Source organism: Sphingomonas sp. 22176 (assembly GCF_052045505.1).
GTDB lineage: Bacteria > Pseudomonadota > Alphaproteobacteria > Sphingomonadales > Sphingomonadaceae > Sphingomonas.
Genome location: NZ_JBQEPL010000001.1, coordinates 621548 through 647889, shown reverse-complemented (window position 1 = coordinate 647889; position 26342 = coordinate 621548). Strand labels below are relative to the sequence as shown.

General features: G+C 68.2%; 27 protein-coding genes and 1 tRNA gene. 13 read left to right on the top strand and 15 right to left on the bottom strand.

Annotated elements, in window-relative coordinates; all coding sequences use genetic code 11:
• Positions 1–39: 39 nt before the first annotated feature.
• From ACTJKY_RS03070 to ACTJKY_RS03055, 4 genes are all read left to right on the top strand, one after another.
• Positions 40–126, top strand: a tRNA-Leu gene (locus ACTJKY_RS03070).
• Between the two features lie 168 nt (positions 127–294).
• Positions 295–2886, top strand: coding sequence for a TonB-dependent receptor (locus tag ACTJKY_RS03065; RefSeq protein WP_440844123.1), 2592 nt, complete (start codon positions 295–297; stop codon positions 2884–2886).
• Positions 2887–2966: 80 nt separating this feature from the next.
• On the top strand, positions 2967–4304 hold the full coding sequence (locus ACTJKY_RS03060; protein ID WP_440844122.1) for a M28 family metallopeptidase: 1338 nt from the start codon (positions 2967–2969) through the stop codon (positions 4302–4304).
• A 14-nt stretch (positions 4305–4318) separates the two neighbouring features.
• The gene (locus tag ACTJKY_RS03055; protein ID WP_440844121.1) at positions 4319–4855 is read left to right on the top strand and encodes an NADPH-dependent FMN reductase; all 537 of its coding nucleotides are present in this window, start codon (positions 4319–4321) and stop codon (positions 4853–4855) included.
• Positions 4856–4993: 138 nt separating this feature from the next.
• Here the strand turns inward: ACTJKY_RS03055 and ACTJKY_RS03050 are convergent, their stop codons facing one another.
• The 5 genes from ACTJKY_RS03050 to argH are packed head-to-tail and all read right to left on the bottom strand — an operon-like array spanning position 4994 to position 9605.
• Positions 4994–5944: a zinc transporter ZntB gene (locus ACTJKY_RS03050; protein WP_440844120.1), complete on the bottom strand. Its 951-nt coding sequence runs from the start codon at positions 5942–5944 to the stop codon at positions 4994–4996.
• Positions 5941–6696, bottom strand: coding sequence for an NAD(P)-dependent oxidoreductase (locus ACTJKY_RS03045; protein ID WP_440844118.1), 756 nt, complete (start codon positions 6694–6696; stop codon positions 5941–5943). Before ACTJKY_RS03045 ends, ACTJKY_RS03050 begins: the two co-directional genes overlap by 4 nt.
• On the bottom strand, positions 6693–7952 hold the full coding sequence (gene lysA, locus ACTJKY_RS03040) for a diaminopimelate decarboxylase (RefSeq protein WP_440844116.1): 1260 nt from the start codon (positions 7950–7952) through the stop codon (positions 6693–6695). The genes ACTJKY_RS03045 and lysA overlap by 4 nt, the downstream gene beginning before the upstream one ends.
• A 34-nt stretch (positions 7953–7986) precedes the next feature.
• Positions 7987–8232 (bottom strand): hypothetical protein, encoded by a 246-nt coding sequence (locus tag ACTJKY_RS03035; protein WP_440844114.1) that lies wholly within the window; start codon positions 8230–8232, stop codon positions 7987–7989.
• Positions 8229–9605: an argininosuccinate lyase gene (argH, locus tag ACTJKY_RS03030; protein WP_440844113.1), complete on the bottom strand. Its 1377-nt coding sequence runs from the start codon at positions 9603–9605 to the stop codon at positions 8229–8231. The genes ACTJKY_RS03035 and argH overlap by 4 nt, the downstream gene beginning before the upstream one ends.
• Between argH and ACTJKY_RS03025 the strand changes: the two genes are divergently transcribed.
• A complete protein-coding gene (locus ACTJKY_RS03025; RefSeq protein ID WP_440844112.1) occupies positions 9604–10188 on the top strand; it encodes a TlpA family protein disulfide reductase in 585 nt (194 codons plus the stop codon). The two genes, argH and ACTJKY_RS03025, sit on opposite strands and share 2 nt — an antisense overlap.
• 2 nt (positions 10189–10190) lie before the next feature.
• Here ACTJKY_RS03025 and ACTJKY_RS03020 read toward each other — a convergent pair whose 3' ends face one another.
• The 3 genes from ACTJKY_RS03020 to ACTJKY_RS03010 form a co-directional block, all read right to left on the bottom strand.
• Entirely contained in the window at positions 10191–11129 is a 939-nt protein-coding gene (locus ACTJKY_RS03020; protein WP_440844111.1) for an alpha/beta fold hydrolase, read from the bottom strand.
• An 18-nt stretch (positions 11130–11147) separates the two neighbouring features.
• A complete protein-coding gene (locus tag ACTJKY_RS03015) occupies positions 11148–12062 on the bottom strand; it encodes a hypothetical protein (RefSeq protein ID WP_440844110.1) in 915 nt (304 codons plus the stop codon).
• Positions 12063–12169: 107 nt separating this feature from the next.
• Positions 12170–13990, bottom strand: a complete 1821-nt coding sequence (locus ACTJKY_RS03010) for an ABCB family ABC transporter ATP-binding protein/permease (protein WP_440844109.1) — start codon at positions 13988–13990, stop codon at positions 12170–12172.
• 90 nt (positions 13991–14080) lie between these two features.
• Between ACTJKY_RS03010 and ACTJKY_RS03005 the strand changes: the two genes are divergently transcribed.
• A complete protein-coding gene (locus ACTJKY_RS03005; RefSeq protein WP_440844108.1) occupies positions 14081–14317 on the top strand; it encodes a hypothetical protein in 237 nt (78 codons plus the stop codon).
• 131 nt (positions 14318–14448) lie between these two features.
• On the opposite strand, the gene ACTJKY_RS03000 is transcribed toward ACTJKY_RS03005, so the two are convergent.
• Positions 14449–15357 carry a prephenate/arogenate dehydrogenase family protein gene (locus ACTJKY_RS03000; protein WP_440844107.1) on the bottom strand — a complete coding sequence of 303 codons (909 nt, stop codon included), beginning with the start codon at positions 15355–15357 and terminating at the stop codon, positions 14449–14451.
• Complete coding sequence (hisC, locus tag ACTJKY_RS02995; RefSeq protein ID WP_440844106.1) at positions 15357–16451, bottom strand: histidinol-phosphate transaminase; 1095 nt, start codon at positions 16449–16451, stop codon at positions 15357–15359. Before hisC ends, ACTJKY_RS03000 begins: the two co-directional genes overlap by 1 nt.
• Positions 16452–16541: 90 nt before the next feature.
• Here hisC and metX point away from each other — a divergent pair, with 90 nt between their 5' ends.
• The 3 genes from metX to ACTJKY_RS02980 are packed head-to-tail and all read left to right on the top strand — an operon-like array spanning position 16542 to position 19116.
• Positions 16542–17666, top strand: a complete 1125-nt coding sequence (gene metX / locus ACTJKY_RS02990; RefSeq protein ID WP_440844105.1) for a homoserine O-acetyltransferase MetX — start codon at positions 16542–16544, stop codon at positions 17664–17666.
• Positions 17663–18256, top strand: a complete 594-nt coding sequence (metW, locus tag ACTJKY_RS02985; protein WP_440844104.1) for a methionine biosynthesis protein MetW — start codon at positions 17663–17665, stop codon at positions 18254–18256. The genes metX and metW overlap by 4 nt, the downstream gene beginning before the upstream one ends.
• Entirely contained in the window at positions 18253–19116 is an 864-nt protein-coding gene (locus ACTJKY_RS02980) for a pirin family protein (protein ID WP_440844103.1), read from the top strand. Before metW ends, ACTJKY_RS02980 begins: the two co-directional genes overlap by 4 nt.
• A gap of 165 nt (positions 19117–19281) precedes the next feature.
• Here the strand turns inward: ACTJKY_RS02980 and pgmG are convergent, their stop codons facing one another.
• The 3 genes from pgmG to ACTJKY_RS02965 all read right to left on the bottom strand — a co-directional run bounded on the left by pgmG (position 19282) and on the right by ACTJKY_RS02965 (position 21865).
• Positions 19282–20670 carry a phosphoglucomutase/phosphomannomutase PgmG gene (gene pgmG, locus ACTJKY_RS02975; protein WP_440844102.1) on the bottom strand — a complete coding sequence of 463 codons (1389 nt, stop codon included), beginning with the start codon at positions 20668–20670 and terminating at the stop codon, positions 19282–19284.
• A gap of 137 nt (positions 20671–20807) precedes the next feature.
• The gene (locus ACTJKY_RS02970) at positions 20808–21071 is read right to left on the bottom strand and encodes a J domain-containing protein (protein WP_440844101.1); all 264 of its coding nucleotides are present in this window, start codon (positions 21069–21071) and stop codon (positions 20808–20810) included.
• Entirely contained in the window at positions 21071–21865 is a 795-nt protein-coding gene (locus tag ACTJKY_RS02965) for a division plane positioning ATPase MipZ (protein WP_121072932.1), read from the bottom strand. The genes ACTJKY_RS02970 and ACTJKY_RS02965 overlap by 1 nt, the downstream gene beginning before the upstream one ends.
• An 80-nt stretch (positions 21866–21945) precedes the next feature.
• Here ACTJKY_RS02965 and panC point away from each other — a divergent pair, with 80 nt between their 5' ends.
• The gene (panC, locus tag ACTJKY_RS02960; protein WP_440844100.1) at positions 21946–22779 is read left to right on the top strand and encodes a pantoate--beta-alanine ligase; all 834 of its coding nucleotides are present in this window, start codon (positions 21946–21948) and stop codon (positions 22777–22779) included.
• A 90-nt stretch (positions 22780–22869) separates the two neighbouring features.
• Complete coding sequence (locus tag ACTJKY_RS02955) at positions 22870–23166, top strand: hypothetical protein (protein WP_440844099.1); 297 nt, start codon at positions 22870–22872, stop codon at positions 23164–23166.
• 6 nt (positions 23167–23172) lie between these two features.
• Here ACTJKY_RS02955 and ACTJKY_RS02950 read toward each other — a convergent pair whose 3' ends face one another.
• Positions 23173–23643 carry a hypothetical protein gene (locus tag ACTJKY_RS02950; RefSeq protein ID WP_440844098.1) on the bottom strand — a complete coding sequence of 157 codons (471 nt, stop codon included), beginning with the start codon at positions 23641–23643 and terminating at the stop codon, positions 23173–23175.
• Between the two features lie 152 nt (positions 23644–23795).
• Here ACTJKY_RS02950 and ACTJKY_RS02945 point away from each other — a divergent pair, with 152 nt between their 5' ends.
• Positions 23796–25448 (top strand): hypothetical protein, encoded by a 1653-nt coding sequence (locus ACTJKY_RS02945; RefSeq protein WP_440844097.1) that lies wholly within the window; start codon positions 23796–23798, stop codon positions 25446–25448.
• A 9-nt stretch (positions 25449–25457) separates the two neighbouring features.
• Here ACTJKY_RS02945 and ssb read toward each other — a convergent pair whose 3' ends face one another.
• A complete protein-coding gene (gene ssb / locus ACTJKY_RS02940; RefSeq protein WP_440844096.1) occupies positions 25458–26045 on the bottom strand; it encodes a single-stranded DNA-binding protein in 588 nt (195 codons plus the stop codon).
• Between the two features lie 62 nt (positions 26046–26107).
• Between ssb and ACTJKY_RS02935 the strand changes: the two genes are divergently transcribed.
• Positions 26108–26293: a DUF4169 family protein gene (locus ACTJKY_RS02935; RefSeq protein WP_440844095.1), complete on the top strand. Its 186-nt coding sequence runs from the start codon at positions 26108–26110 to the stop codon at positions 26291–26293.
• Positions 26294–26342: the final 49 nt, after the last annotated feature.

The window sequence follows — 26342 nt, the reverse complement described above, 5'->3', positions numbered from 1 at the left end:
ACCAGCCGCTGGTATGGAAATGCCGGCGGAAATTCACGTGCGGTCGTGGCGGAACTGGTAGACGCGCAACGTTGAGGTCGTTGTGGCCGAAAGGCCGTGGAAGTTCGAGTCTTCTCGACCGCACCATGAATACAGAGGATGGGGGCTCCGGCCCCCATTTTCGCATCCGCGCGACATGCGGAACAACCTATTCGATAATCCGGCACAGTTTTGCGACATGTGCGTCGTACCCGCTTCATGAAAGGAAGCGGGCCTGCGGGCCCGCTTGTGATTCGAAAAAGGGACGGAGCAACGATGAAGCGACTGGGGACCACCCTGGCAGGACTGTTGGCGGGCGTATCGCCGCTGGTGGCGCAGGCACAGACGACGACGCCGGCACAGCCCTCGGGCGGTCGCCCCGGCTCGACCCGGCCCGCCGCCCCGGCGCAGGACGATCCCTATACCGACGAGATCGTCGTCACCGCCGGTCAACAACGCGGCGCTGTGAAGGGAGACATTCCGCCCGAAATCCAGCTCAACCAGGCCGACATTCGCGCCTATGCCGTGTCGTCGGTCGCCGACCTGCTCACCGAACTCGCGCCGCAGACCGGCAGTGGGCGCGGCAGCGGCATGCCGGTGGTGCTGCTCAACGGCCGCCGCATCTCCAGCTTCGCCGAAATCCGCGACCTGCCGACCGAGGCGATCGAACGCGTCGACATCCTGCCCGAGGAAGTCGCGCTCAAGTTCGGCTATTCGGCCGATCAGCGCGTGGTGAATTTCGTGCTGCGCGAGCGATTCCGCGCGCTCACCACCGAACTGCAGGGCGGCGTGCCGACCGAGGGCGGCAACAGCACCCAGCAGGGCCAGGCGGACATCCTGAAGATCAACCGCGATCGCCGCGTCAATCTCGACGTGAAGTACCAGGGCACGACCGCGCTGCTGGAAAGCGAGCGCAACGTGCTGCCGACGACCAGCGACGGCAGCGGCGTAAACCAGGCACCGTATCGAACGCTGGTCTCCCCCAGCCAGGACCTCAACATCAACGGCAGCTATGCCCGCAACCTCACCGAGAAGGTCGGCGCGACGGTCAACGGCACGCTCGAGGTGCAGCAGAGCGAGGCGCTGCGTGGCCTCGCGCTGTCGCAGACCGCGGCGCCGGTCGGGCTTTCCGCCGATCCCAGCCCGCTTACCGCCAGCAGCCGCACGATCACCGCGCACCTCGGCACCACGCTGAACGGCGACGGCCTGCCCTGGGGGAATGCCTGGGGCTGGTCGCTGACCAGCAGCTACGACCGCGTCGAAAGCAAGACGATCACCGATCGCGGCTTCGATACGCTCGGCGCCGCGCGCCCCGCCGATCGCGGCAATTCGACCTCGAACGTCGGCACCGTCGACGCGCTGATCCGCGGGCCGCTGTTCAAGCTGCCGGCGGGCGACGTCTCCACCTCGCTCAGGATCGGCGGCAGCCTGAGCGGGTATGATAGCACCAGCTTCCGCAACGGCGTGGCGCAGCCGCCCGCCTCGCTCACCCGAAACATCGCCAGCACCCAGCTCAACGTCGACGTGCCGATCGCCAGCCGCCGCCGCGACGTGCTCCAGCCGCTCGGCGACCTGACGATCAACGGCAACGTCGCCGTCCAGCACCTGTCGGATTTCGGCACGCTCACCACCACCGGCTACGGCGTGAACTGGTCGCCGCTGAAGCCGGTGCGGCTGATCGCTTCCTGGACCGACGCGGAGGACGCGCCGACCACCACCCAATTGGGCGGCCCGTTGATCACCAGCCCGAACACCCGCGTGTTCGACTATCGCACCGGCCAGACGGTGACGATTACCACCATCACCGGCGGCAACCGCGCGCTCCAGGCCGAGCAGCGCCATGTGATGAAGCTGGGGCTGGAGCTGCGCCCGTCCGAGAAGACCGATTTCTCGATTCGCGCCGACTATGTGACCAGCCGCATCCGCAACGACATCGCTTCCTTCCCCGCCGCTACCACGGCGATCGAGGATGCGTTCCGGAGCCGCTTCGTCCGCGACGACGACGGTACCCTGATCAGCATCGACAATCGCGCGGTCAACTTCGCCGAGAACAACACCAGGCAGCTGCGCTGGGGCTTCAACCTGTCGGTGCCGATCAAGTCGTCGCTGGAAAAGAAGATCGCGGCGATGCGCGCCCAGCGCGAGAAGGAGCGCGCCGACGCCATCGCTGCGGGCAAGCCGCTGCCGGCGGAAGGCCAGGCGCGGATGTTCGGCCAGGGCCAGAACGGGCAGCGCTCGCCGTTCGGCGGCAGCCTGTTCGGACCGCCCCCGGCACCTCCGGCGGGCGCGGCACCGGGTGGCGCTGGCGGTCCGGGCGGCGGCGGCGGCCCGGGCGGCGGTGGCCGCGGCCGCGGCGGCTTCGGCGGGCCCAATGGCGCGCTGGCCGGCCGGCTGCAGTTCAGCCTCTACCACACCTGGTATTTCAAGGATCAGATCAAGATCCGCGACGGCGTGCCGATCCTCGACCTGCTGCACGGCGATGCCGCCGGCAACAATGGCGGCCAGCCGGCGCACCAGATCGACGCGCAGGCCGGCTTCACCAAGGACGGCGTCGGCATGCGGCTCGGCTTCAAGTGGCAGAGCAGCACCAGCGTCTATACCGGGCTGAACAACACCAACCAGCTCAACTTCGGCGATCTCGGCACCTTCAACCTGCGGGTGTTCGCGGACCTCGGCCGCCAGTTCAAGCTGGTGCGCGAACATCATTGGCTGCGGGGCACGCGGGTGAGCCTGAGCGTCACCAACCTCCTCAACAGCCGACAGCGGGTGACCGACCAGACCGGCGCGGTGCCGCTCAACTACCAGCCCGATCTGCTCGATCCCACCGGCCGCGCGGTGACGCTCAGCATCCGCAAGCTGTTCTTCTGATCGCCAGGCGGGCGCGGCGCCGGTTGCGCGCCGCGCCCGCTTGGCCCATCACCCGGCACGAACCGAGTGGGGGATGGCGAATGAAGCGTGGGTTGCTGCTGGCGGCATGGGCCGCGGCGAGCGTGCTGGCGGTACCGGCACAGGCACAGGTGAGCGCCGACTGGGTGCGCGCGCACGAGACCTTCCTCGCCGGCGACGAGCTCCGCGGCCGCGGCAGTGCGACGCCCGATGAAGCGATCGCCGCTGCCTATGTCGCCGCGCAGTTCCGCGGCTTCGGCCTCCAGCCCGCACCGGGCATGGACGGCTATCTGCAGAAGGCGGAGATCGTCCGGCTGAAGCTCAAGGCGCCGATCACCCTCACCGCCAACGGCCAGGCGGTGCCCGGTGCCGTGCTGCTCGCCGGCGACGGCCAGGGCAGCGAAGGCGTGGCGCGGCTCACGCCCGCCAAGGCGATGTCGAAGATGGCCCCCGCGTCGGTGATGCTGGTAACCGGCGATATGCCGGCGATGCAGCTCTATCGCATGGCACGGGCGCTCAAGAACCCGCGGCTGCTGCTGATTCGCGAGAGCGCCGACACAAAGGCGATGGTCCAGGCGTTGCACGGCGAGCCGCGGCTGCCCGGCGGGCTGCGCGACGTGCCGCACGATCCGAGCCCTTCGGTCGTGGTGGTCCCGGCCGCAGCCTTCGACGGGCTCGCGGCGCAGAAGGACGTGAAGGTCTCGCTCACCGTGCCGGTGGAAGAAAAGGTCGCGACCACCACCAATGCCATCGGCTGGCTGCCCGGCACCGATCCCAAGGCAGGCGTGCTGCTGCTCAGCGCCCATCTCGACCATCTCGGCGTCCAGGCCGACGGCACGATCCTGCACGGCGCCAATGACGACGCCTCGGGCACCACCGCAGTGCTCGAACTCGCCCGCACGCTGGCCGCCAAGGGCCGCACCAAGCGCGGCATCCTGTTCGTCGCCTATGGATCGGAAGAGATCGGCGGCTATGGCTCGACCTATTTCGGCGCGCATCCGCCGGTGCCGCTCGACCAGATCGTCGCCAATGTCGAGGTCGAGATGATCGGCGCGCAGGATCCCAAGTTGCCCGCCGGCACGATGATGATGACCGGGTTCGAGCGTTCGACGCTCGGCGAGACGCTCAAGAGCCACGGCGCGCTGGTGACGGCCGATCCCTATCCGGAGCAGAACTTCTTCCAGCGGTCGGACAATTATTCGCTCGCGAAGAAGGGCGTCGTCGCCCACACGATCTCCGGCTGGGCGGTGGTGCCGACCTATCACAGCAAGGACGACACCGTCGCCAATATCGACATCCCCTTCATGACCCGCGCGATCCAGTCGCTGGTCGAGCCGCTCCACGCGCTGGCCAACAGCGACGCCAAGCCGGAATGGAAGCCCGGCGGCAAACCCGAATGATCGAACGAGGTAGCATGACCACCCCCCATATCGTCGCGCTCGGCGGAACGCTTCGCCCGCAGTCCAGCACCGCACGCTTGCTCAGCGCCGCGCTCGCCCGCGCCGAGGCGCGCGGCGCGCGCACCACGCTGCTCACCGGGCCCGACATCGTCTTCCCGCATTTCGAGCCCGAGCATGGCGACACCGACGCGAAGGTGATCCGCTTCGTCGAGACGCTGCGAACGGCGGACGCGGTGATCATCGGCTCGCCGGGCTATCACGGCACGCTTTCCGGGCTGGTGAAGACAGCACTCGACTATGTCGAGCTGCTCAGCCGCGACGACCGCGTCTATTTCGACGGGCTACCGGTGGGGCTGATCGCCACGGCGGCGGGCTGGCAGGCCTCGGTCGCGACGCTGCAGGCGCTGCGGACGATCACCCATGCGCTGCGCGGCTGGCCGACGCCGATGGGGATTGCGGTCAACACCGTGGAAGCGCCTGACGTCGAAGCGCACTGCCAGGGCTCGCTCGACGTAATGGTGGGGCAGATCTTCGACTTCCTGAAGTGCTAAAGCCCCTCGGTTCCGCATCCGTGCCCCTTTTGTCATTCCGGCGAAAGCCGGAATCCATTGCGGTCTCCGCAGCCTTTTTAGCTGCAGCGTAGTGGCGAATGGATCCCGGCTTTCGCCGGGATGACAGATGTCAGGAAGTCACTCGAACCAGTGGCGGCGCAGGAAATAGCCGGTGATGCCTAATGCCATCGCCAGGCACACGCCCACCACGCCCCAGAATGCCCAGGGCTCGTGCGCATAGGGGATGCCGTCGACGTTCATGCCGAGCAGGCCGGTCAGGAAGGTCAGCGGCAGGAACACCATCGCGACGATCGCGATCACCAGCGAGCGCTGGTCGAGCAGTTCGCCGCGCAGGTCGGTGAGCGTTTCGTGGGTCAGCGCGGCGCGTTCGCGGATGCTTTCCACCTCTTCGGCCATGCGCGCCGCGCGGTCGGCGGCGGCGGAGAGGTGGAGCCGATCGTCCTCGCGCAGCCAGTCGCCGGGCAACCCGGCCAGCTTCTCGATCGCCGCGCGCTGCGGGTTGAGGAAGCGACGATAGCCGATCGCCTGCACCCGCACCTTGTTGACCATCCGCCGCAGCTCGAAGGCGCGGTGGCCGGAAATCTGCTCCTCGCAATCGTCGAGGGAATCGCCGAGTTCGGCGACCACCGGATCGAGTTCCTCGGTAATCTGCGAGGCGATGGCGGCGATCAGGTCGCCCGGATCGAGGATCTTGCCGCTCTCCACTTCCTCGCGCACCGGCTGGAGGGCGTTGAGGTGCTTGCGCGTCACCGAGAAGACGCAGCCGCCCATCGCATAGATGCGGATCGAGGCGAGCGGATCGGAGGCGGTGGTGGCCTCGCTCGAAAGCCCGCGCAAATTGATCACCGCGCCGTCGCCCACCGCGTCGCAGCGGGGGCGCGTCTCGGTCGCGGTCAGCGAATCGATGACGTAGGGCGAGAGCTTGGCCTCGCCGCCGAGCCAGAGCTGGGCACGCTCGTCATTGGTGGTGAGGTGGATCCAGGTGAGCCCGCCGGTCTCGGCGAGCGCGGCGCGCATCGTTGGCTGCTCGACCTTCCCGTCCTTCACGACATAGGCGAATCCGCTCAACCCGCCATCTCCAGCCAGAGCGACAGGCCTTCGCCGGGATCGGCAGGGGGTCGGGCGACGAAGCGTGCGGCATCGGCACGCGCGCGGTTGAGGATGGCGTCGGGCACATCGCCTAGATGGAAAAGCCGATCGGCCTGCGCAAGCAGCCGGGCGTGACGCAGCGTGAGGTCCTCGGGATCGGGCGAGGTCAGCCGCAGCGTGACGAGTTGTGCCTGCGGTGCGGCGCCCTCGGCCAGCCAGCGATCGACATCGCCGTCGCCCGCCAGCAGGTCGAGCATCCCGCCCTCCCCCAGCGCATCGGCCAGCGCCCGGCGCCGCGCACCGGCATCGGGCCAGCGCGCCTTCATCGCCGCGCGGCTGCGGCCCAGCCCCTTGGCGAGCGCACCGAGGCTTGCCGGCAGCAACGCCTCCAGCCGCTGGCGCAGCGCCGCCGCCAGTCCGGCCGACACACCGCCGGTGCCGATCGCGATCAGCACCGGATCGCGGTCGACGATCGCCGGCAGCGTGAAGTCGCACAGCTCGGGCCGGTCGACGCAATTGACCAGCACGCCGCGTGCCTTGAGTCGCGCGACCACCGCTTCGGGCGCGTCGAGCGCGACGATGGCGAGCGCGGCCGTCTCGTCCTCGCCCACCACCTTCGCGCCGGCGCGGTCGAGCAGGCGGCGCTTGGCGTCCGCCGGCTCGCCCTCGCCGACCAGGATCACCGGCCGCCCCGCCAGTTTGACGAACAGGGGCAGCGCGGCGAGCGTCACTTCAGCCAGTCCGGCACGTCTTCGGCGGCCATGATCTCCTCGGCGGAGATGCGGCCGGCGACGATGGCGTAGCGGTCACCCGAGACCAGCACCTCGGGCACCAGCGGGCGGCTGTTATAGGTGCTGGCCATGGTCGCGCCGTACGCGCCCGCCGTTTCCAGCACGGCGAGGTCGCCGGACTTCACGGCGTCGATTTCGCGCGCCTTCACGAACACGTCGGTGCTTTCGCACACCGGCCCCGCAACGTTCGCGACGAAGCGCTCGCCATTGGGCTTCACCGCCGCGAAGCCGTGATAGGCGTCATACAGCGCCACCCGGGCGAGATCGTTCATCGCAGCGTCGACCACCACCCAGGGATGGACCTGCCCCGGCTTCACCCACAGTACTTCCGTCACCAGCACCCCTGCGCTGCCGGCGATGGTGCGGCCGGGCTCGAACATCAGCTCGACGTCCCAGTCCTTGGTCACCCGCGCGACCATCTCCGCATAGGCTTCCGGCGTCGGCGGCACTTCGCCGGGGCGATAGGCGACGCCCAGCCCGCCGCCGAGATCGACATGGGTGATGGTGTGACCATTGGCGCGGAGCTCGGCGAGCAGCCGGCCGACCCGCTCGAACGCGGCTTCCAGCGGCGCGAGGCCGAGCAGCTGGCTGCCGATATGCACCGCGATGCCGTGCAGATCGAGGCCGGGCAGATTGCCGAGCCGATCGAAGATCGCCGGCGCCTCGCCGATCGGCAGGCCGAACTTGTTCTCCGCCTTGCCGGTCGAGATCTTCTCGTGCGTGCCGGCATCGACGTCCGGGTTCACCCGCAGCGCCGCCCGCGCGGTGAGCCCGCGCTCGGCCGCCAGCGCCGCCAGCACTTCGCCTTCCTCGACCAGCTCGAGGTTGAACTGACCAATCCCGGCTTCCAGCCCCTTCACCAGCTCGCGACGGGTCTTGCCGACGCCCGAGAAGACGATGTCCTTGGCCGCGACTCCCGCCGCCAGCGCACGCGCCATCTCGCCGCCCGAGACGACATCGGCGCCGAAGCCCTCGTTCGCCAGCAGCTTGAGCACCGCGAGGTTGGGATTGGCCTTGATCGCGAAGGCGAGGTGGATGCGCCCCAGCGGCTTCAGCGCGTCGCGAAAGGCGCGGGCATTGGCCTGGAAGCGTTCGGTGGAATAGACATAGACGGGCGTACCCACCTCGGCGGCAATGCGCGCGAGGGGCAGCGATTCGACGTGCAGTTCGCCGTCGATCATCGAAAAATCGGTCATGAGCCTCTGGGTGCGGCGCGAATGGCCGCCAAAATCAGTTGGGTGGCAGGTCGAACTCGTCGCTCCGCCGCGCTTCGGACGCCTGGATCAGATCGTCGCTGCGCGCCGGGCGGGTCTGTGCCGACGGTTTCAGAAGAGCGGGAGGCGTGGGCGTCGCCGCGGCGCCATACGGCGCTACTGGCAGCGGTGCCCCCGGCCGCGGGGCCAGGGCCTCGCGCGCGCCGCAGCCGCTCAGTGCCAGCCCAAGGGCCGGGACGGTGAGCAGCAGTCGCTTCCTCATGCTTCCTCCTCACGGCCCTTGCGGGCCGCTGCTATCGCCGCGCGAACGCGCGACGGTGCCGTGCCGCCGAAGCTGGTCCGGCTGTTCACCGATGCGTCGACGCTGAGAACGCCGTACACGCGTTCGTCGATCCGTGCATCGATTTCCTTGAGCGCTGCGATCGGCAGCTGATCGAGCCGGATGCCGTCGGCTTCCGCCTTCGCCACCGCGCGGCCGGTGATGTGGTGCGCCTCGCGGAACGGAATGCCGCCCTCGCGGACCAGCCAGTCGGCAAGGTCGGTCGCGGTCGAGAAGCCGGCCTCGGCCGCTGCGCGCATCCGCTCCAGCCGGAAGGTGGCGCTCTCGACCATGCCGGTCATCGCCGCAATGCTGAGGCCGAGCAGGTCGTGCGCCTCGAACACCGGCGGCTTGTCGTCCTGCATGTCCTTCGAATAGGCGAGCGGCAGGCCCTTCATCGTCATCATCAGGCTGAACAGCGCGCCGCTGATCCGGCCCGAATGCCCGCGGACCAGCTCGGCTGCGTCGGGGTTGCGCTTCTGCGGCATGATCGAGCTGCCGGTCGACCATTGGTCGGACAGCGCGACGAAGCCGAAGGGCTGGCTGGCCCAGATCACGAATTCCTCGGCCAGCCGGCTGAGGTGGAGGCTGCACTGCGAAGCCGCCGTCAGATAGTCGAGCGCGAAGTCGCGGTCCGATACCGAATCGAGCGAGTTGCGGGTCGGGCCGTCGAAGCCCAGCGCCTTGGCCGTCGCCTCGCGATCGAGGTTGAAGCCGGTGCCGGCCAGCGCCGCCGATCCCAGCGGGCACAGGTTCATGCGGGCGCGGGCATCCTGCAGCCGCGAGCGATCGCGCGCGAACATCTCGAAATAGGCCATCAGATGGTGGCCCAAGGTCACCGGCTGCGCGACCTGGAGATGGGTGAAGCCCGGCATCACGCTATCGGCATGCTGCTCGGCACGCGCGAGCAGCGCGTCCTGCAGCGCGCCCAGCGCCGCATCGGCCTGGTCGATCGCGTCGCGCACCCAGAGGCGGAAGTCGGTCGCGACCTGGTCATTGCGCGAGCGTGCGGTGTGGAGGCGGCCCGCAACGGGACCGATCTTCTCCGCCAGCCGGCTTTCGGCGAGCATGTGGATGTCTTCGAGCGCCAGATCCTCGGGCACGCCGTTGGCGGCGAAGTCCGCGGCGACCTGCTCGAGCCCCGCGCCGATCGTCGCGGCGTCTTCCGCCCCCACGATCCCCTGCTGGCCCAGCATTGCGACATGCGCCTTGGAGCCGCGCAGATCCTGCTGCCACATTCGCTTGTCGAAGGGGATGGAGGCGTTTATCTCGCGCATCACCGCGGACGGGCCTTCGGCGAAGCGCCCTCCCCACATGGAATTGGAGCTGTCCTTGCGCTCGGTGATCGGTCTTCTCCTTCTGGGCGCCCTCGCACTGGGCGCGTGCGATAAGCAATCGCAGCCTTCTCAGCAAGCGAACGAAACTTCGCCCCCGGCAAACGCCGCTGCACCCGCGCCCAGCGGCGCGATCGACCGCAGCCACAAGGGGGAAGCGGCGCCGACGATTTCCTTCACCGATGCGGCGGGCAAGAAGACCACGCTGGCGGCCTTCAAGGGCAAGCCGGTGCTGCTCAACCTGTGGGCGACCTGGTGCGTGCCGTGCATCAAGGAAATGCCGACACTCGATACGCTGGCGGGCAAGGTGGGTGACACGCTGGTCGTCCTGCCGCTGAGCCAGGACCTCAAGGGCATGGAGGTCGTCGGGCCGTTCTTCCAGAAGAACGGGTACCAGCACCTCAAGCCCTATCTGGATACGGACACCGCGTTCAGCGTCCAGCTCGGCGTCAACCTGCCGACGACGATCCTGTATGATTCCACCGGCAAGGAAGTGTGGCGCGTCTCCGGCGAGTTCGACTGGGCCGGCGACCAGGCCGCCAAGCTGATCGCCGAAGCGAAATAAGCTTAGCCCATCCGGGCCAGTACCTCGCGCAGCCAGGCGTCGGTTTCGGCGGCGTGGGTAACCGGCAGCATGTGTCCGCCTTCGATCAGGGTGAGCGTCGCCCCCGGTATCTCCGCCGCGGTCCGCTCGCCCTGCAGCGCCGGGTCGAGCACCGTGTCGCCGCGCCCATAGAGGATGGCGACCGGCAGCCGCAGCGCGCCATAGTGCGGCACCAGCGCGCCCATCGCATCGCGCGCCATCCGCACCTCGAAGCTGCCCATCTGATAGGATCGCGGCCGCGCCGCCAGCGCCCCGCCCCCGGCGGCGGCGAAGTCCGCCGGCACCGGATCGGGGGCGAACACCGCCACGGCATTGCGGGGGCCGAACACCACCGCCATCGGCACCGCGATCGTCCAGGCGATCGATTCGCGCAGGCCCGGCGGCGCCATCAGCCCGCGGAACACCGCCGGGGGATTCTCCACCACCTGGGTCAGCGGCGCGATGAGCGCGAGGCCGCCCGGCACCTCCGGCCGCTCGACGGCCAGCGCCAGCGCCACCGCACCGCCCATCGAATGGCCGACGACGAGCGGCTTTTCCAGCCCCAGCGTCTCGATCAGCTCGGCGATCATCCGCGCCTGCCCGGCGAGATCGGGGCGCGGGCCGGTGAGGTGCGAATGCCCCCAGCCCGGCCGGTCGACCAGGATCACGCGGCGATCCGTGGCGAGATGCGAGGTCAGCGAATGGCTGAAGTTGCGCAGCTGGCCCATCAGCCCGTGGATCATCACGATCGCCGGACCCGCGGCATCCTGCGGCCCCAGCTCGACGACATGCAGCCGCGCGCCGGCGACATCGACGAGGCGCCCGTCGACCGGCACCATCTCCTCGGCCTTGCGCCCCGCCCAGGCCGACCATCCGGCCAGTCCCAGTACGCCCAAGCCTGCCAGTCCGAACGATATCCGCATGTGCGCCTCCCCTGTCGGTCAGCGGCTATAACCGGTCTTGCGGAGAAAGGCTGCCAGCGACTGCGGGAAGGTCGCATAGTGCGTTTGCTTGCCCGACGGGCAGCCACCGCCATTCCACTGCGCGGGGGGCACGGTGCAGTCCTGCCAGATATCGATGCCCTCGCGGTTGTAGTGGCGGAGCATCTGCCGCCACGCCGCCGCATAGAGCCCCATCCGCGCGGCCGTCGCAACATAGGCCGCGCAGCTGCCGTTGCGATAGCGCTGCGCCCGGTCGAAGCAGCGCTTGCGGAACACCGGCAGGTCTGGGCGAAAGGCGGCGGCATAGTCGGGCAGCCGAGAGGCATCGATCGGCCGTCCATGGCGGACGGTGAGGACGATGGCGGGCCGCGGCGTACAGGCGTTGCAGCCGAATGCGTAGGCGAAGGCGCCGTCTCCCAGCACGAAGTCGATGCGGCCGTCGCCGGACAGATCCTTCAACCGATCCGGCAGTGCGCCTTGAAGATAACCCGGCAGCCAAGTCTGCCGGAATCTGCGCCCGCGCGGAAACAGCAGTTGCTCACGCACATCGCCCGACGATCCACCCGACTGGTTCTCGATCACGACCCCGGGCCGCGCGTCCCCCCGCTCGAAGCGGACGACAGCGACGCGGTACCTTGACGACTGGCGATCGCCGAGCACGCGATAAATGGGCAGGCCAGGTGCATGGACCGTCACCAGCGGCTGGTTGTTCTGCGGGTCGAAGCGGCAGCCCTCCGTCTGCGGCGGCGTGGCGCAGGGCGCCGGTTCGATCTGGATGCGGATGCCGCCCGACCGCCAAGCGACTCGTCCGTCACTGGGCTTCCATGGGCGAAAGGTACCGAGCGGAACCTTGCCCGGCCTAAGCTTGGCGGCCGCGGGCACCCCAAGCGACAAGGCGGCAACGAGTACCGACACGGGCAATGACACACGCATGGATCCAGCGGCTCCGGTTCGAGGAACGCCGCAACTCTATCGGGCGCGCAATCCACCGTCCATCGACAGAACGAAACGCTCCGTCGCACTCATTCCGCGACCGGCGCCTCGCCTTCCTCGCGCTCCTGCGCCTGCCGGGCCCACATTTCGGCATAGATCCCGTCCTGCCGCAGCAGCTCGGCATGGGTGCCCTGCTCGACCACGCGGCCGGCCTCGAGCACGACGATCCGGTCGGCATGGACCACGGTCGAGAGCCGGTGCGCGATGACGATGGTGGTGCGGCCCTGCTCGATCGATTCGAGCGTCGCCTGGATGTCGGCCTCGGTGCGACTGTCGAGCGCGCTGGTCGCCTCGTCGAGGATCAATATGGGGGGGTTCTTCACCAGCGTTCGGGCGATCGCCACGCGCTGCTTCTCGCCGCCGGAGAGCTTGAGGCCGCGCTCGCCAACCCGCGTGTCGAGCCCGTCGGGCAGCGCCTGGATGAAGTTCGCGATCGACGCGCCGCGCACCGCATCGGCGATTTCCTCGGGGGTTGCGCCCTCGCGGCCATAGGCGATGTTGTAGCCGATCGTCTCGTTGAACAGCACCGTGTCCTGCGGCACGATCCCGATCGCGGCGCGCAGGCTCGCCTGGGTCACGTCACGGATGTCCTGCCCGTCGATGGTGATGCGGCCGCCGGTGACGTCGTAGAAACGGTACATCAGCCGCGCGAGCGTCGACTTGCCAGCGCCCGAGGGGCCGACCACTGCGACGGTGGCGCCCGCCGGGATGTCGAGGTCGATGCCCTTCAGGATCTGGCGATCGGCATCATAGCCGAACTGCACGCCCTCGAAGCGTACATGGCCCTGCTGGATCGCCAGCGGCTGTGCGTCGGCAGCGTCCTTCACCTCGGCGCCGGTATCGAGCAGGTCGAACATCGCGCCCATGTCGATCACGCCCTGGCGGATCGTGCGATAGACCCAGCCGAGCATGTCGAGCGGGCGGAACAGCTGGCTGAGCAGGGTCGACACCAGCACCACGTCGCCGGGCGTGAAGCGGCCTGTCGACCAGCCGAACACGATCAACGCCATGCCGGCCGCGAGCATCAGGTTGGTGATCACCGCCTGGCCGATGTTGAGCCAGGCGAGCGAGTTCTCGCTGGTGACGGCGGCCTTCATATAGGCCGTCATCGCCTTGTCGTAGCGCGCGCTCTCACGGGCTTCGGCGTTGAAATATTTGACCGTCTCGAAGTTGAGCAGCGAATCGACCGCGTGCGCGACGGCGCCGGTATCCAGGTCGTTCATCTGCTCGCGCAGCTTGGAACGCCAGTCGGTCACCCAGCGGGTGAAGGCGATATAGACCACCACCATCGCCAGCGTGCCGGCGACCAGCCACCAGCCGAAGCGGGTGCCGAAGATGCCCAGCACCATGCCGAGTTCAAGGATGGTCGGCGCGATGTTGAACAGCAGGAAATAGAGCATCGTGTCGATGCTCTTGGTGCCGCGCTCGACCACCTTGGTGACCGCACCGGTGCGGCGGTTGAGGTGGAAGCGCAGGGACAGCTGGTGAAGGTGGCGGAACACGTCGGAGGCGAGGCGTCGGGTCGCATCCTGCCCCACTCGCTCGAACACCGCGTTGCGCAGATTGTCGAACAGCACCGTGCCCAGCCGCGCGGCGGCATAGCCGGTGACGAGCGCGATGATCAGCCACACCGCGTCACGCGGGCCCGAAGCCATCCGGTCGATCGCCCCCTGCAGCGCGAACGGCGCGCCATAGACCTGCACCAGCTTCGAGCAGAGCACGAGCAGCAGCGCCAGCACGATCCGCACCCGCAGCGCCAGCGCATGGCGCGGCCAGAGGTACGGCAGGAAGCGCTTCATCGTGCCGAAAATGGGCCGGTCGAGCTTGGCGGACGAGGTTTCGGGAGGCATCCGCCCTAATCTGGGACGCCACGCCACGCGACGCAACCACGGGAACAGCCCGGAGGTCTGTCCGTTGAATCAGGCAGGAGGTCATCTGCCATGGACCAACTGCTCTACGTGCTGGCGATCATGGGCTGCAGCGACGATGCGCAAGCCTGCCGCCAGGTCCGCCTGGAACCCGTCAACTATACGTCGCAGGTCGCCTGCCAGGAAGCCATGGAGGGCGCGCTTCGTCGCGCCACCGATGTCGACTATCCCGTCGTGCAGGCCGCGTGCCAGCGCCGGAGCGAGCGACTGGTGTCACGCGAACCCCAGCAGCCGATTACCGGGGGCTGAGCCCACTCCAACAAGCGTCATCCCGGCGAAAGCCGGGATCCATTGGGGTCTCCGTCACGGCGTTTGCTGAGACGTAGAGGCGGATGGATTCCGGCTTTGGCCGGAATGACGACTTAAAGGGCAGGCAGCGCTTACTCGTGCGAACGCCCGAAGTCCGGCCGCGCGTCGTCCTGCCCCTGGTCGATGATCGAGCGGCGGATCGTGCGGGTGCGGCTGAACAGATCGAACAGTTCGTCGCCCTTGCCCCAGCGGATCGCGCGCTGGAGCGCGGTGAGATCCTCGGTGAAGCGCTGGAGCATGTCGAGCACCGCCTCGCGGTTGTTGAGGAACACGTCGCGCCACATCGTCGGGTCGGAGGCGGCGATGCGGGTGAAGTCGCGGAAGCCGCCGGCCGAATATTTGATCACTTCGGACTGGGTGACCTCTTCCAGGTCCGAGGCGGTGCCTACGATCGTGTAGGCGATCAGATGCGGCAAATGGCTGGTCACCGCGAGCACCCGGTCGTGGTGCGTCGGCTCCATCGTCTCAACCATCGCGCCCAGCCGCCGCCAGAATTCGCTCACGCGCTCCACCGCAAGCGGATCGCTGCCCTCGGGGGGCGTGACGATGCACCAGCGATGGTGGAACAGCGAGGCGAAGCCGGCGGTCGGCCCGCTATTCTCGGTACCCGCCACCGGGTGGGCGGGGATGAAGGTCGCGGACGGCAGCGCCGCGCGCACCGCCTCGATCACGCTTTCCTTGGACGAGCCGACATCGCTGAGGATCGCCTCCGCCGGCAGATCGGCAGCGAGTTCGGCCGCGACCGCGCCCATCGCGCCCACCGGCACGCACAGGATGACGAGGTCGGCATCGATCACCGAGGTGCCCGCGCTGTCTGCCACGTCGTCGCACAGGTCGATCGCCACCGCGGTTTCGCGCACGGCGGGATCGGCGTCATAGCCGGTCACCCGCACGCTCGGCATATGCTGGCGGATGCCGCGGGCGATCGACGAGCCGATCAGCCCCAGCCCGATAACCGTGACACGCGCGAAGGGCAGCATCAGGCGCCGAGCAAGCGGCGCAGCGAGGCCGCCACGCCCTTGATCTCTTCCTCGGTGCCGATGGTGATGCGCAGCCCGTGCGGCAGACCCTGGCCGGGCAGCCAGCGGACGATATAGCCGTCCTCCATCAGCTGCTTATAGGCCTGTTCGCCGGTCACCTCGCCCTCGAACAGGACGAGCTGGAAGTTCGCCTTGGAGGGCACCGCGCGGACGCCCTTGTTGCCCATGCTGGTGATCTCGTCGGCGAACCACTGGCGCCACTTGGCGTTGTGCGCGCGGCTATGCTCCACGAAGTCCTTGTCGCCCAGCGCCGCGATCGCCGCGCGGCCCGCGCCGATGCCGAACGCGAACGGCGCGCGGATGCGGTGCATCGCGGCGATGATGTCCGGGTGGCCATAGCCCCAGCCCACCCGCTCGGACGCCAAGCCGAAGATCTTGGAGAAGGTACGCGTCACCAGCACGTTGGTCTGGGTGCGGGCGAGCTCGAGGCCGCCATCGTCATCCTCGGGCTCGAGATATTCGGTGTACGCCTGATCGAGCACCAGCAGCACGCTCTTGGGGAGCGCGGCGTGCAGGCGGGCGATCTCTTCGCGCGCCGTATAGGTGCCGGTGGGGTTGTTGGGGTTCGCCAGGAAAACAACCTTGGTCTTCTCGGTCACGCAGGCGAGGATCGCGTCGACATCGGTCGCATAGTCGCGATCGGGGGCCACCACCGGCGTCGCGCCGACCCGCCTAGTGGCGATATCGTACACCGCGAAGCCGTAGCGGACATAGATGATCTCGTCGCCCACACCCGCGAACGCGCCGGCGGCGAGGTGCAGCACCTCGTCCGAGCCGGTGCCATAGACGATCCGCTCGGGCTCCACCCCGTAATGCACGCCCAGCGCCTCGCGCAGCGCGACCGCGCCGGCATCGGGATAGCGCTCCAGCTCGGTCGCGGCGGCGGCATAGGCGTCGCGCGCGGCCTGGGGCGTGCCGAACGGATTCTCGTTGGACGAGAGCTTGGCGGCGGGCTTGCCCGAATCGGTGGTGGCGCGGCCCGCGACATAGGGGGCGATGGCCATCACCCAGGGCTTGGGGACGGGTGCGTTCATGGGCCGGGGGATTGGCCGAACGGGGGCCGAATGGCAAGCCGTCCAGCAGGGATGCTTGAACGGACGCGCGGGTGCGCCTAACCGCCGGACATGTCCGATGATCCGCGTTTCGGCCTTCGCCGCTCGGTAACGCTGCCGGGGCCGTTGCGCCTCGACGGCGGCGTGCTGTTCTCGCCGGTCGACATCGCCTACGAGACCTATGGCACGCTGAACGCCGATGCGAGCAACGCCATCCTGGTCTGCCATGCGCTGACCGGCGACCAGCACCTCGCCTCCGAGCATCCCGTCACCGGCAAGCCCGGCTGGTGGGCGCGGATGGTGGGGCCGGGCAAGCCGATCGATACCAATCGCTGGTTCGTGATCTGCTCGAACGTGCTGGGCAGCTGCCTCGGCTCCTCGGGCCCGGCGACGATCAACCCGGCGACCGGCCAGCCTTGGGGCATGCAGTTCCCGGTGATCACCATCCGCGACATGGTCCGCGCACAGGCCATGCTGCTCGACCATCTCGGCGTGCACCGCCTGTTCGCGGTGGTCGGCGGGTCGATGGGCGGGATGCAGGCGCTGAGCTGGGCGGCAACCGTCCCCGAGCGCGTCCGCGCCGCGGTGGTGATCGCCTCGGCCCCGCGCCACTCGGCGCAGAACATCGCCTTTCACGAAGTCGGCCGCCAGGCGATCATGGCCGACCCCAAGTGGCGCGGCGGCGCCTATTACGAGGCGCAGGATCCTCCCGCAGCCGGACTCGCCGTCGCACGGATGGCGGCGCATATCACCTATCTGTCCGAAGCAGGGCTGACCGCCAAGTTCGGCCGCAAGCTGCAGGGTCGCGAGGCCAAGACCTTCGGCTTCGATGCCGACTTCCAGGTGGAAAGCTATCTGCGCCACCAGGGGCTGGCGTTCGTCGACCGGTTCGACGCCAACTCCTACCTCTACATCACCCGGGCGCTCGACTATTTCGATCTGGCCGAGGAGCATGGCGGGCTGCTCGCCAACGCCTTCCGGCAATCGCAGGCACGCTTCTGCGTGGTGAGCTTCGACACCGACTGGCTGTATCCGACCGCGGAATCGCGCAGCATCGCCCATGCCCTCAACGCTGCCGGCGCGCCGGCCAGCTTCGTCGAGCTCAGCTCGCCCTTCGGCCACGACGCCTTCCTGCTGGAGAGCCCCGAGCTGGACCGCGTGATCGGCGGCTTCCTTGCGGCGGGAGAACGCGCATGAGCCTTCGTCCGGACCTCGCGATCATCGCCTCCCATGTGAATCTCGGCGCGCGTATCCTCGACGTCGGCTGCGGCGACGGCGCGCTGATGGCGGCGCTGCGCGACGATCGCGGCTGCGACGCGCGCGGGCTGGAGCTGGAGCCGACCAACGTCGCCGCCGCCGTGGGCCGCGGTCTGTCGGTGATCCAGGGCGACGCCGATACCGACCTTGCCGACTATCCCGACGACAGCTTCGATTACGCCATCCTCAGCCAGACGCTGCAGACGACGCGTCGACCCGACTGGGTGCTCGAGCAGTTGCTGCGGATCGGTCGCCACGCCTTCGTCTCCTTCCCCAATTTCGCGCATTGGCGGGTGCGCGCCTCGCTGCTGTTCGGCGGGCGGATGCCGGTGACGCGGCTGCTGCCGATCGCCTGGTATGCGACGCCCAACATCCACCATGTCACCGTCGACGATTTCCGCGCGCTGGTGAAGGAACGCGGCATCGCGATCGAGGGCGCCTGGTTTCTATCGGGCGACCAGCAAACCGGCTCCGGGCTCGCCAACCTCCTGGCGGAACACGCCGTCTTCCTGTTGAGGCACGACCGATGACCGACGTCGCCCTGCTTTCCACCCATGCCGCCTATCGCGACGATATCGGCGACCTCGTCACCCGCCGCCCGGTGCCGGGCCCGGGGCTGGAGCAGATCGGCGCCTTCCTGTTCCTCAACCATCACGGACCGCAAACCTACCGCCCGAACAATGCCGGCCTGCCCTTCGGCCCGCACCCGCATCGCGGATTCGAGACGGTGACCTTCATCCTGGAAGGTTCGCTCGCGCACACCGATTCGGCGGGGCATGAGAGCATCATCCGCACCGGCGGCGTGCAGTGGATGACCGCCGGGCGCGGCATCGTCCATGCCGAGGTCTCGCCCGCCGAGTTCAAGCAGGCCGGCGGGCCGATGGAGATCCTCCAGCTCTGGGTGAACCTGCCGAGCCGCCTCAAGATGACCGCGCCGCGCTATGTCGGGCTGCAGGCGGAGGCGTTTCCAGGCGTGGCGGCGGGCGACGGCGCGACGGTGCATCTGGTTTCGGGTGACTTTGACGGCCGCACCGGCGCGATCGAGTCGCTGACCGGCGTGTTCCTGTGCTGGGTCGAACTGGCGGCAGGCGCGACGCTGACCTTCGACGGTCTCAAGGACCGCGACCTGTTCCTCTATGCGGTGCGCGGCGGGGTGCGGGTGGGCGATCGCGCGCTGCCGACCTGGCACCTCGCCAGCCTCTCGGCGGGCGACACGCTGACGCTCACCGCCGACGAACCCGCGCTGATCCTATTCGGCCATGCCGCGCCGATCCCCGAGCCGGTGGTCGCCCACGGCCCGTTCGTGATGAACAGCGTGCAGGAAATCCACCAGGCCTATGCCGACTACCAGCGCGGCACGTTCGGCGTGGCGGAGATTGTGGCGGGCTGAGCCCGCCCTACCCTCTTAGCCGTCATTCCGGCGAAAGCCGGAATCCATTGGGGTCGCCGTTACAGCAGGAGCGACGACCGAGTGGCGTCTAGATCCCGACTTTCGTCGGGATGACAGAGAAAAAGAGGCCGCCCCTGCTCCTCGCAGCGGGCGGCCCCTGCGCTATCAATGCGCCGCCTGCTCGCCGCGGACGATGCCGCTCTTGCCGAGCTGGTCGTCGATCTGCGCCATCAGGCGATCGAGACCTTCCTGGTCCTTCGCCTCGGCACGCGCAACGAGCACGTCCTGGGTGTTGGACGCGCGCAGCAGCCACCAGCCGTCGTCGGTGTTGACGCGCGCGCCGTCGGTGCGGTCGACCTGGGCGCCGTCGGCTTCCAGCCGGTCGAGCACTTCCTCGACGACCGGGAACTTGCGGCTCTCGTCGACCTGGAAGCGCATCTCCGGCGTGTTGACCATCGCCGGCATCTCGTCCTTGAGCTGGGTGAGCGACTTGCCGATCACGTGCACCGCCTGGATCAGGCGGATCGCGGCGTACTGGGCGTCATCGAAGCCGTAATAGTCCTGCGCGAAGAAGATGTGGCCGCTCATCTCGCCCGCGAGCGGGGCGCCGGTTTCCTTCATCTTGGTCTTGATCAGGCTGTGGCCGGTCTTCCACATCACCGGCTTGCCGCCCAGTTCCGCAATGCGGTCGTAGAGCGCCTGGCTGGCCTTGACGTCGGCGATGATCGTCGCACCCGGATCGATGCGCAGCACCGGCTCGGCGAGGATCGAGAGGAGCTGGTCGCCCCACACCACCCGGCCCTGGCCGTCGATCGCGCCCAGGCGATCGCCGTCACCGTCGAAAGCGAGACCGAAATCGAGGTTCTTCTCGGCGACGAGCTTCTTCAGATCGGCGAGATTCTTCTCTTCGGTAGGATCGGGATGATGGTTGGGGAAATTACCGTCCACATCGGTGAACAGCGTATGGTGCTCACCCGGCAGCAGCTTGACGAGCTTCTCGATCACCGGGCCAGCGGCGCCGTTGCCGGCGTCCCAGCCGATCTTGTACGAACCGCCGGCATAGCCGGCGATCAGGCGACTGACATAGAGGTCCTCGATGTCCGCGTCGGTCACCGTCTCGGTGCCGTCGCCCTCGTCCCAATCGCCTTCCGCCGCCATCTTGCCCAGCGTCTGGATGTCCTGGCCGAAGAACGAGCGGTGCTGGAACACCATCTTGAAGCCATTGTAGTTGCCGGGATTATGGCTGCCGGTAATCTGGATGCCGCCATCCACCTCCAGCGTTGCCTCGGCATAATATAGCATCGGCGTCGGGCCCATGCCGGTGCGCACCACGTCGCAGCCCGAGGCGGTCAGGCCCTCGATCAGCGCGGCCTCGAGCATCGGCGAGGAGATGCGGCCGTCACGGCCCACCGCCACCCGGCGGCCACCGGCGCGGCGCAGCAGCGTCGCGAAGCCGCGGCCGATCGCCCGCGCGTCGTCCGGACCCAGCGTCTTCCCCACGATTCCGCGGATGTCGTATTCGCGCAGCGACGTCGGATCAAAACGGTGCGTCATGTAAGCCCTCCCGAAGGTAAAGATGCGCGCCTCTTCCGCGACTCGAAACCAAGTTTCAAGCCGCCCGAGGCACGAATAGATTAATATTTTGCACTGCAACATCGTCGCAGGCAAATGTTACGTGAAGAGGACGGACCTCAGCCGCGCAGCAACGTATCGCGGGCCAGATTGATCCGTCGGGTAAGCTCGGCCGAGCCCCCCTTGTCGGGATGCAGCGCCGAAACGAGCCGGCGGTGCGCCGCGCGGATTTCGTCGGGCCCTGCGGCCGCATCGACGCCGAGGATCGCCCGCGCCTCGCTCTCGCCCAGCCGGGGCGGCGGCACGACAGGGGCCTTCTTCTTCGGCTGCAGCCAGCGCCACAGGATGTAGAGCAAAGCCGCCGCGATGAGGAGCTTCGCCATCAGGCGAACAGCGGCGCGTTGACGTCGGGAAGCGCCAGGCCGGCCATCATCTCGCGCAGCTCCTGCCGCGCTGCGACATGGCTGAGCCCCATCTCGCCGAACTCGCGCGAGTCTAGCATGGTCAGCCCCTGCGGGAACAGCTCGCGATAGATCACCCGCTCGGACAGGCCCGAGATCACCCGGAAGCCGACGCGCTTGGAAAGCTGGTCAATTGCCTCGGACACGCGCTTCATGTTGCGCGCCTCGATATGCTGCATGCGGTTGCGCAGCACCACCCAGTCGATCGTCTCGCCGTCCGCCTTGGCGCGGCGCTTGCGCGATTCCCAGATCATCTCCGAATAGAAGCTGGGGCGCGTCACCCGGAAGCTGTCGGGATCGACCTGGCCGATCAGGTCGAAGTCCACGAAGCTGTCGTTCATCGGGGTAACCAGCGTGTCCGCGTTGGTCACCGAGATGCGGGCGAACTTGTCGTCACGGCCGGGGGTGTCGATCACCAGGAAGTCGGCGCCTTCGCCGAGCCGGTCCAGCGTATCGGTGAAGAAGTCCATGCTCTCGCCGTCATGCGTCTCATAGACCGGCATCGGCAGCTCGCGGCCCATCCGGCGCATCGTCGCGCGGCGATTGTCGAGGTAGCGGCCCATCGTCCGCTGGCGGTGATCGAGGTCGAAACAGGCGACGCGCGCGCCCTTGGCGGCCAGCGCGATCGCCGCGTGCACCGCGGTGGTCGACTTGCCCGTGCCGCCCTTTTCATTGGCAAAAACCAGCACATGCAGTCGTTTAGCGGGCTGATTCAATGCAGCTATTCCTTCACTTGATCGGGCGGCCTCCCCCCCATAGAAGGCCCCGCTTCCGTTCATATCGAAAGTGCCCAAGCGTGCAAACCGTTCGCCAGATCGACGATCTTCGCCAGGCGCTGGACGCCTTCCGCAGCGAAGGCGCCCGGCTGGCCTTCGTTCCCACCATGGGCGCGCTGCATGACGGGCATATGGCGCTGGTCGAAGCGGCGAAGCGCGCCGGTACCCGCGTGATCGTGTCGATCTTCGTCAATCCGATCCAGTTCGGACCAAATGAGGACTTGGCAAAGTATCCGCGCCGTGAACAGGCCGATTCGCGGCTGCTCGCCAATGCCGGGGTCGACCTGCTGTGGATGCCCACGCCGGAGATCATGTACCCGGAGGGCTTCGCCAGCAGCGTGCGCGTCTCGGGGGTGAGCGAGCCGCTCGACGGCGCCCACCGTCCCGGCCATTTCGACGGCGTCGCGACCGTGGTCAGCAAGCTGTTCCACCAGGTGCAGCCGCATGTCGCGCTGTTCGGCGAGAAGGACTGGCAGCAACTCCAGGTGATCCGCCGCATGGTCGCCGATCTCGACATGGCGATCGAGATCCAGGGCGTCCCCACCCAGCGTGAGGATGACGGCCTCGCCCTCTCCTCGCGCAACGCCTATCTGATGCCCGAGGATCGCACCCGCGCGGTGGCACTGCCGCGCGCGTTGGGCGCCGCCGCCAAGACGATCGGCGAAGGCGGCGACCGCGAGGCGGCGCTCGCCCAGGCACGCGATACGCTGACCGCCGCCGGCTTCGAGGTCGACTATGTCGCGCTGGTCGACGGAGAAACGCTGGGCGAGCCGATCAGCGGCAAGTCGATGCGGCTGCTCGCCGCTGCACGGATCGGCGGCACCCGGCTGATCGACAACATCCCCGTACTATGAACTAATACGGTTAAGCCGTTTAACCTTTTATTGTCCTTACCCCCCCAAATTCGGAGTCAACAAGGGCACCGAATCCGGGGTGGAACGACGATGGCGAATAGTGAAAAAAGTGCGCGGTTTCTGATCGAGAGCCGGTTGCGTGATGCGGCGCGCGGTAGTGCCGATGCCTGTTTCGATCTTGGCGTCGTCTATTCGAGCGGGGCGGAAGGCATGACGATCGACTTGGTCGAGGCGCACAAATGGTTCAACATCGCCGCTATGACCGGCAGCGTCGAGGCCCAGGCCTGCCGCGCCGACATCGCCGAAGACATGACCGCGCGCGAGATCATCGAAGCGCAGAAGGCTGCCCGCGCCTGGCTGCGGGGTCTCGAGAGCCGCGCCGCCTGAGACGCCTCACGGCGCCTTCTGACCCCAGGTGATCGAAACGCGGGTGCGGCCGAGATGGCCTTCCACCACCACGCGCAGGCTGCGTTCGTTTTCCTCGCCCGCCTCGTAGCTGAAGCCGGTCTCGCGACGATATTTAAGGCCCGAGGCATTAGCCTGGGCGCGCGACCAGCCGAGCACTTGCTTTTCCGGCGCGTCCGTCTCGTAGACGAGATTGCCGCTGACATGCCGCCCCGGCAACCCATCGGGTGCCGCCGTACAGCTGAGAATCGTCGCATTGGCATAGACCGGCACGAAATCCGGCTTGTTGCTGCAATCGATCGCCGCCGAGACATTGGCCGGCACCCCCGCCGCCGCCGCGGACGCGACATTCTGCCCGACCGGATCATCGGTCGTCTGCTCGCCGCCACGGCCGCAGCCCGCGAGCAGCACGAAAGCCCCGACCAGCGTGGCGCGCGCGATGATGTGACGACGTTGCATCCTGGCCCCTTTTCCGCCCGGTCTGTCTTGCACCGGCGCTGCGGCTAGGAACGGCCCGGCCCGCGCTTTGCTCCCCGCCCTTGGTACGACGGACTGGCGCTGCTAGCGATGGATGCGGGCCGCACAGGTCCATCTGGGGGATTGCCGCACACATGGTTCGATTGTCGTCCGCCGGGCTGGCGCTGGCCGGTGCCCTGCTCGCGTTGCTCTTTTGCGGCGGCCTGCTGGTTTATGGCGCCGGGCGCGGCATCGATCTGACCGACGAGATCTTCTACCTCGTCTGGGCGCGCGATCCCGAGGCCTATGCGCTGCTCTACCAGCCCTTCGGTTATCTGCTCCACCCCCTCTACGCGCTGTGCGGCGGCGACGTGGCGCGCTACCGGCTGGCGGGATTTGCGATCACCGCGGCGGCAGGTGCGCTGCTCGGCCGGCAGCTCGCACCAGAGCCGGCAGAGCGCTGGGGCTTCGCGGTCTTCGGCGCGGCGGCGGCGCTGGTCGTCTATTTTCCCTGGATCATCACGCCCAGCTACAATTCCACCGCCAATGTCGGCGCGATGCTGGTGCTGACGGGGGTTGCAACGCTGCTGCGAGATCAGGCAGCTCCAGCGAGCGCGAGCCCAGCAGCGGTAACGATCGCCTTTGGCCTGTGCCTTGCCGCCTTCGCCAAGCCGCCGCTGTTTGCGCTTTGCGGCGTGCTGCTGGTCGTCCTCGCCGCCGCCGCATTCCGACGCCATCGATGGCGCGCGGTCGCTCTCGTTAGCGCGCTGCTCTTCGCGGCATTGCAGATCAACTTTTTCCTGCCCTTTCGGCAGATCCCGGCTTTGCTCGCGCGGATCGCGGCGAGCCAGCATATCCTCGCGCTGCCCAACACGCCGCTCCGCCTGCCGATCAAGGTGCTCGGCGACTGGGCGGCGGTGCCGCCCTTGCTGTCTGTGTCGACGCTGGCGGCGATCGGCGCACTGGCACTGCGGCGCGCGCGCTGGGGTAAATGGCTCGGCTACGCCGCCATCGCATTTGGCCTGCTCTATCTGGCGTCGACGATTCCCGACACGCTCGACGGCGGCATCCCCGAATTTCTGGGTCTGGCGCTGCTGCTGATCGCGACCGGCTATGCGGCGCTGGTCGCCCGCCGCGACGCGCTGCTGCTGGCGCTGCTCCTGATCGCCCCGTTCGCGGTGGCGCTGGGCACCTTCAACAACCAATGGGCGCAGCTGGATTTCAGCATGGTCTTCCCGCTGCTCGCGCTGTTCCGGCTGGCCAGCGAGGATGCCGTCCGCTGGCGGCAGGCGGCGGCCTATGCGCTGAGCATCGTCGCAGCCCCGCTGCTGCTGCTCGCGGCGGCAATGGCGCCCTACAGCCTGCCCGATTCGATCTTCGCGCAGACGATTCCCGTGCGCCACCCGCTCACCGGCAGCCCGTTGCTGGTCGATGAAGAGACCGCCGATTTCCTGAAGGGTGCGCAGGGCAAGGCCGCTGGCGCCATACTGGTGGATCTGTCCGGCACCGGCCCCGGCGTCGCCGCCGCGCTGGGGGCAAAGGCCCCGGTGCTGCTCTGGCTCAATCCGGCGACCGCGACCTGGCCCGATGTGGTGTGGGATCGCCTGAGCGAAGCGGAGCGGGAACACGCCTGGTTCGTGGTGCCGGTGCTGCCGCTGTTCGCGCCTTCGGGACCGGCGCGCTGGCTGGCCGCGCATCGCGGCGGCTATTGCGCGACCCCGCTGCCGCGCATGACTTTCTGGTGGGAGGAGCGGGCGCTCGAACTCTGGCGGCCCTGCGCCGCGCCCACACCGGGCGCAGGCCGCTAGGTCGGCCGATCAGAACGGCACGTCGTCGTCCAGATCGTCCGGGAAGCCACCGCCGAAGCCGCCGCCGCTGGCACCGGCACCGGCACCACCGCTGCGCTGGCCGCCACCGTTGAAGTTGCCGCCGCCGCGTGCCGCCGGTGCACCACCGCCGAAGCCGCCGCCGCCACCGCCGCCGCCGAACGATTCGTCCGCACCCCAATCGTCGCCGCCGCCGCTGCTGCTACGGCCGCCACCCTGGCCGCCGCCGGGGCCGTCGAGCAGCACCATCTGGGCGTTGAAGCCCTGCAGCACGATCTCGGTCGAATAGCGGTCGGCGCCGCTCTGGTCCTGCCACTTGCGGGTCTGCAGCTGGCCTTCGAGATAGACCTTGCTGCCCTTGCGCAGATAGCGCTCGGCGACGTTGGCAAGACCTTCGGAGAAGATCTTCACCGTGTGCCACTCGGTCTTTTCCTTGCGCTCGCCGCTGTTGCGATCCTTCCAGCTCTCCGAGGTGGCGATGCGCAGCTCGACCACCTTGCCGCCGTTCTGGAACGCCCGGCTCTCGGGGTCGCGCCCCAGATTGCCGACGAGGATCACCTTGTTGACGCTGCCCGCCATGCTGCAAAAACTCCGATATACGATGGTGCGCCCGCGTGCAGGGGCGCTAGAAAGACTCAAATATGGCCGACATCCTTAACCTGAACAAAGCGAGAAAAGCGAGAGCGAAAGCGTCGGCCGCTGCCGAGGCCGAGGCCAACCGCGCGCGCTTCGGCCGCACCAAGGCGGAAAAGGCGCGCGACGCCGCGGAGGCGGAGCGCAAGGTGCGCACGCTCGATCAGGCGAAGCGCGAGATGCCGGAGGAGTAAGCCCTCGGCTCGACGCTTTGCCGCTGTCAAAGCGGAACGCATCGTGTAC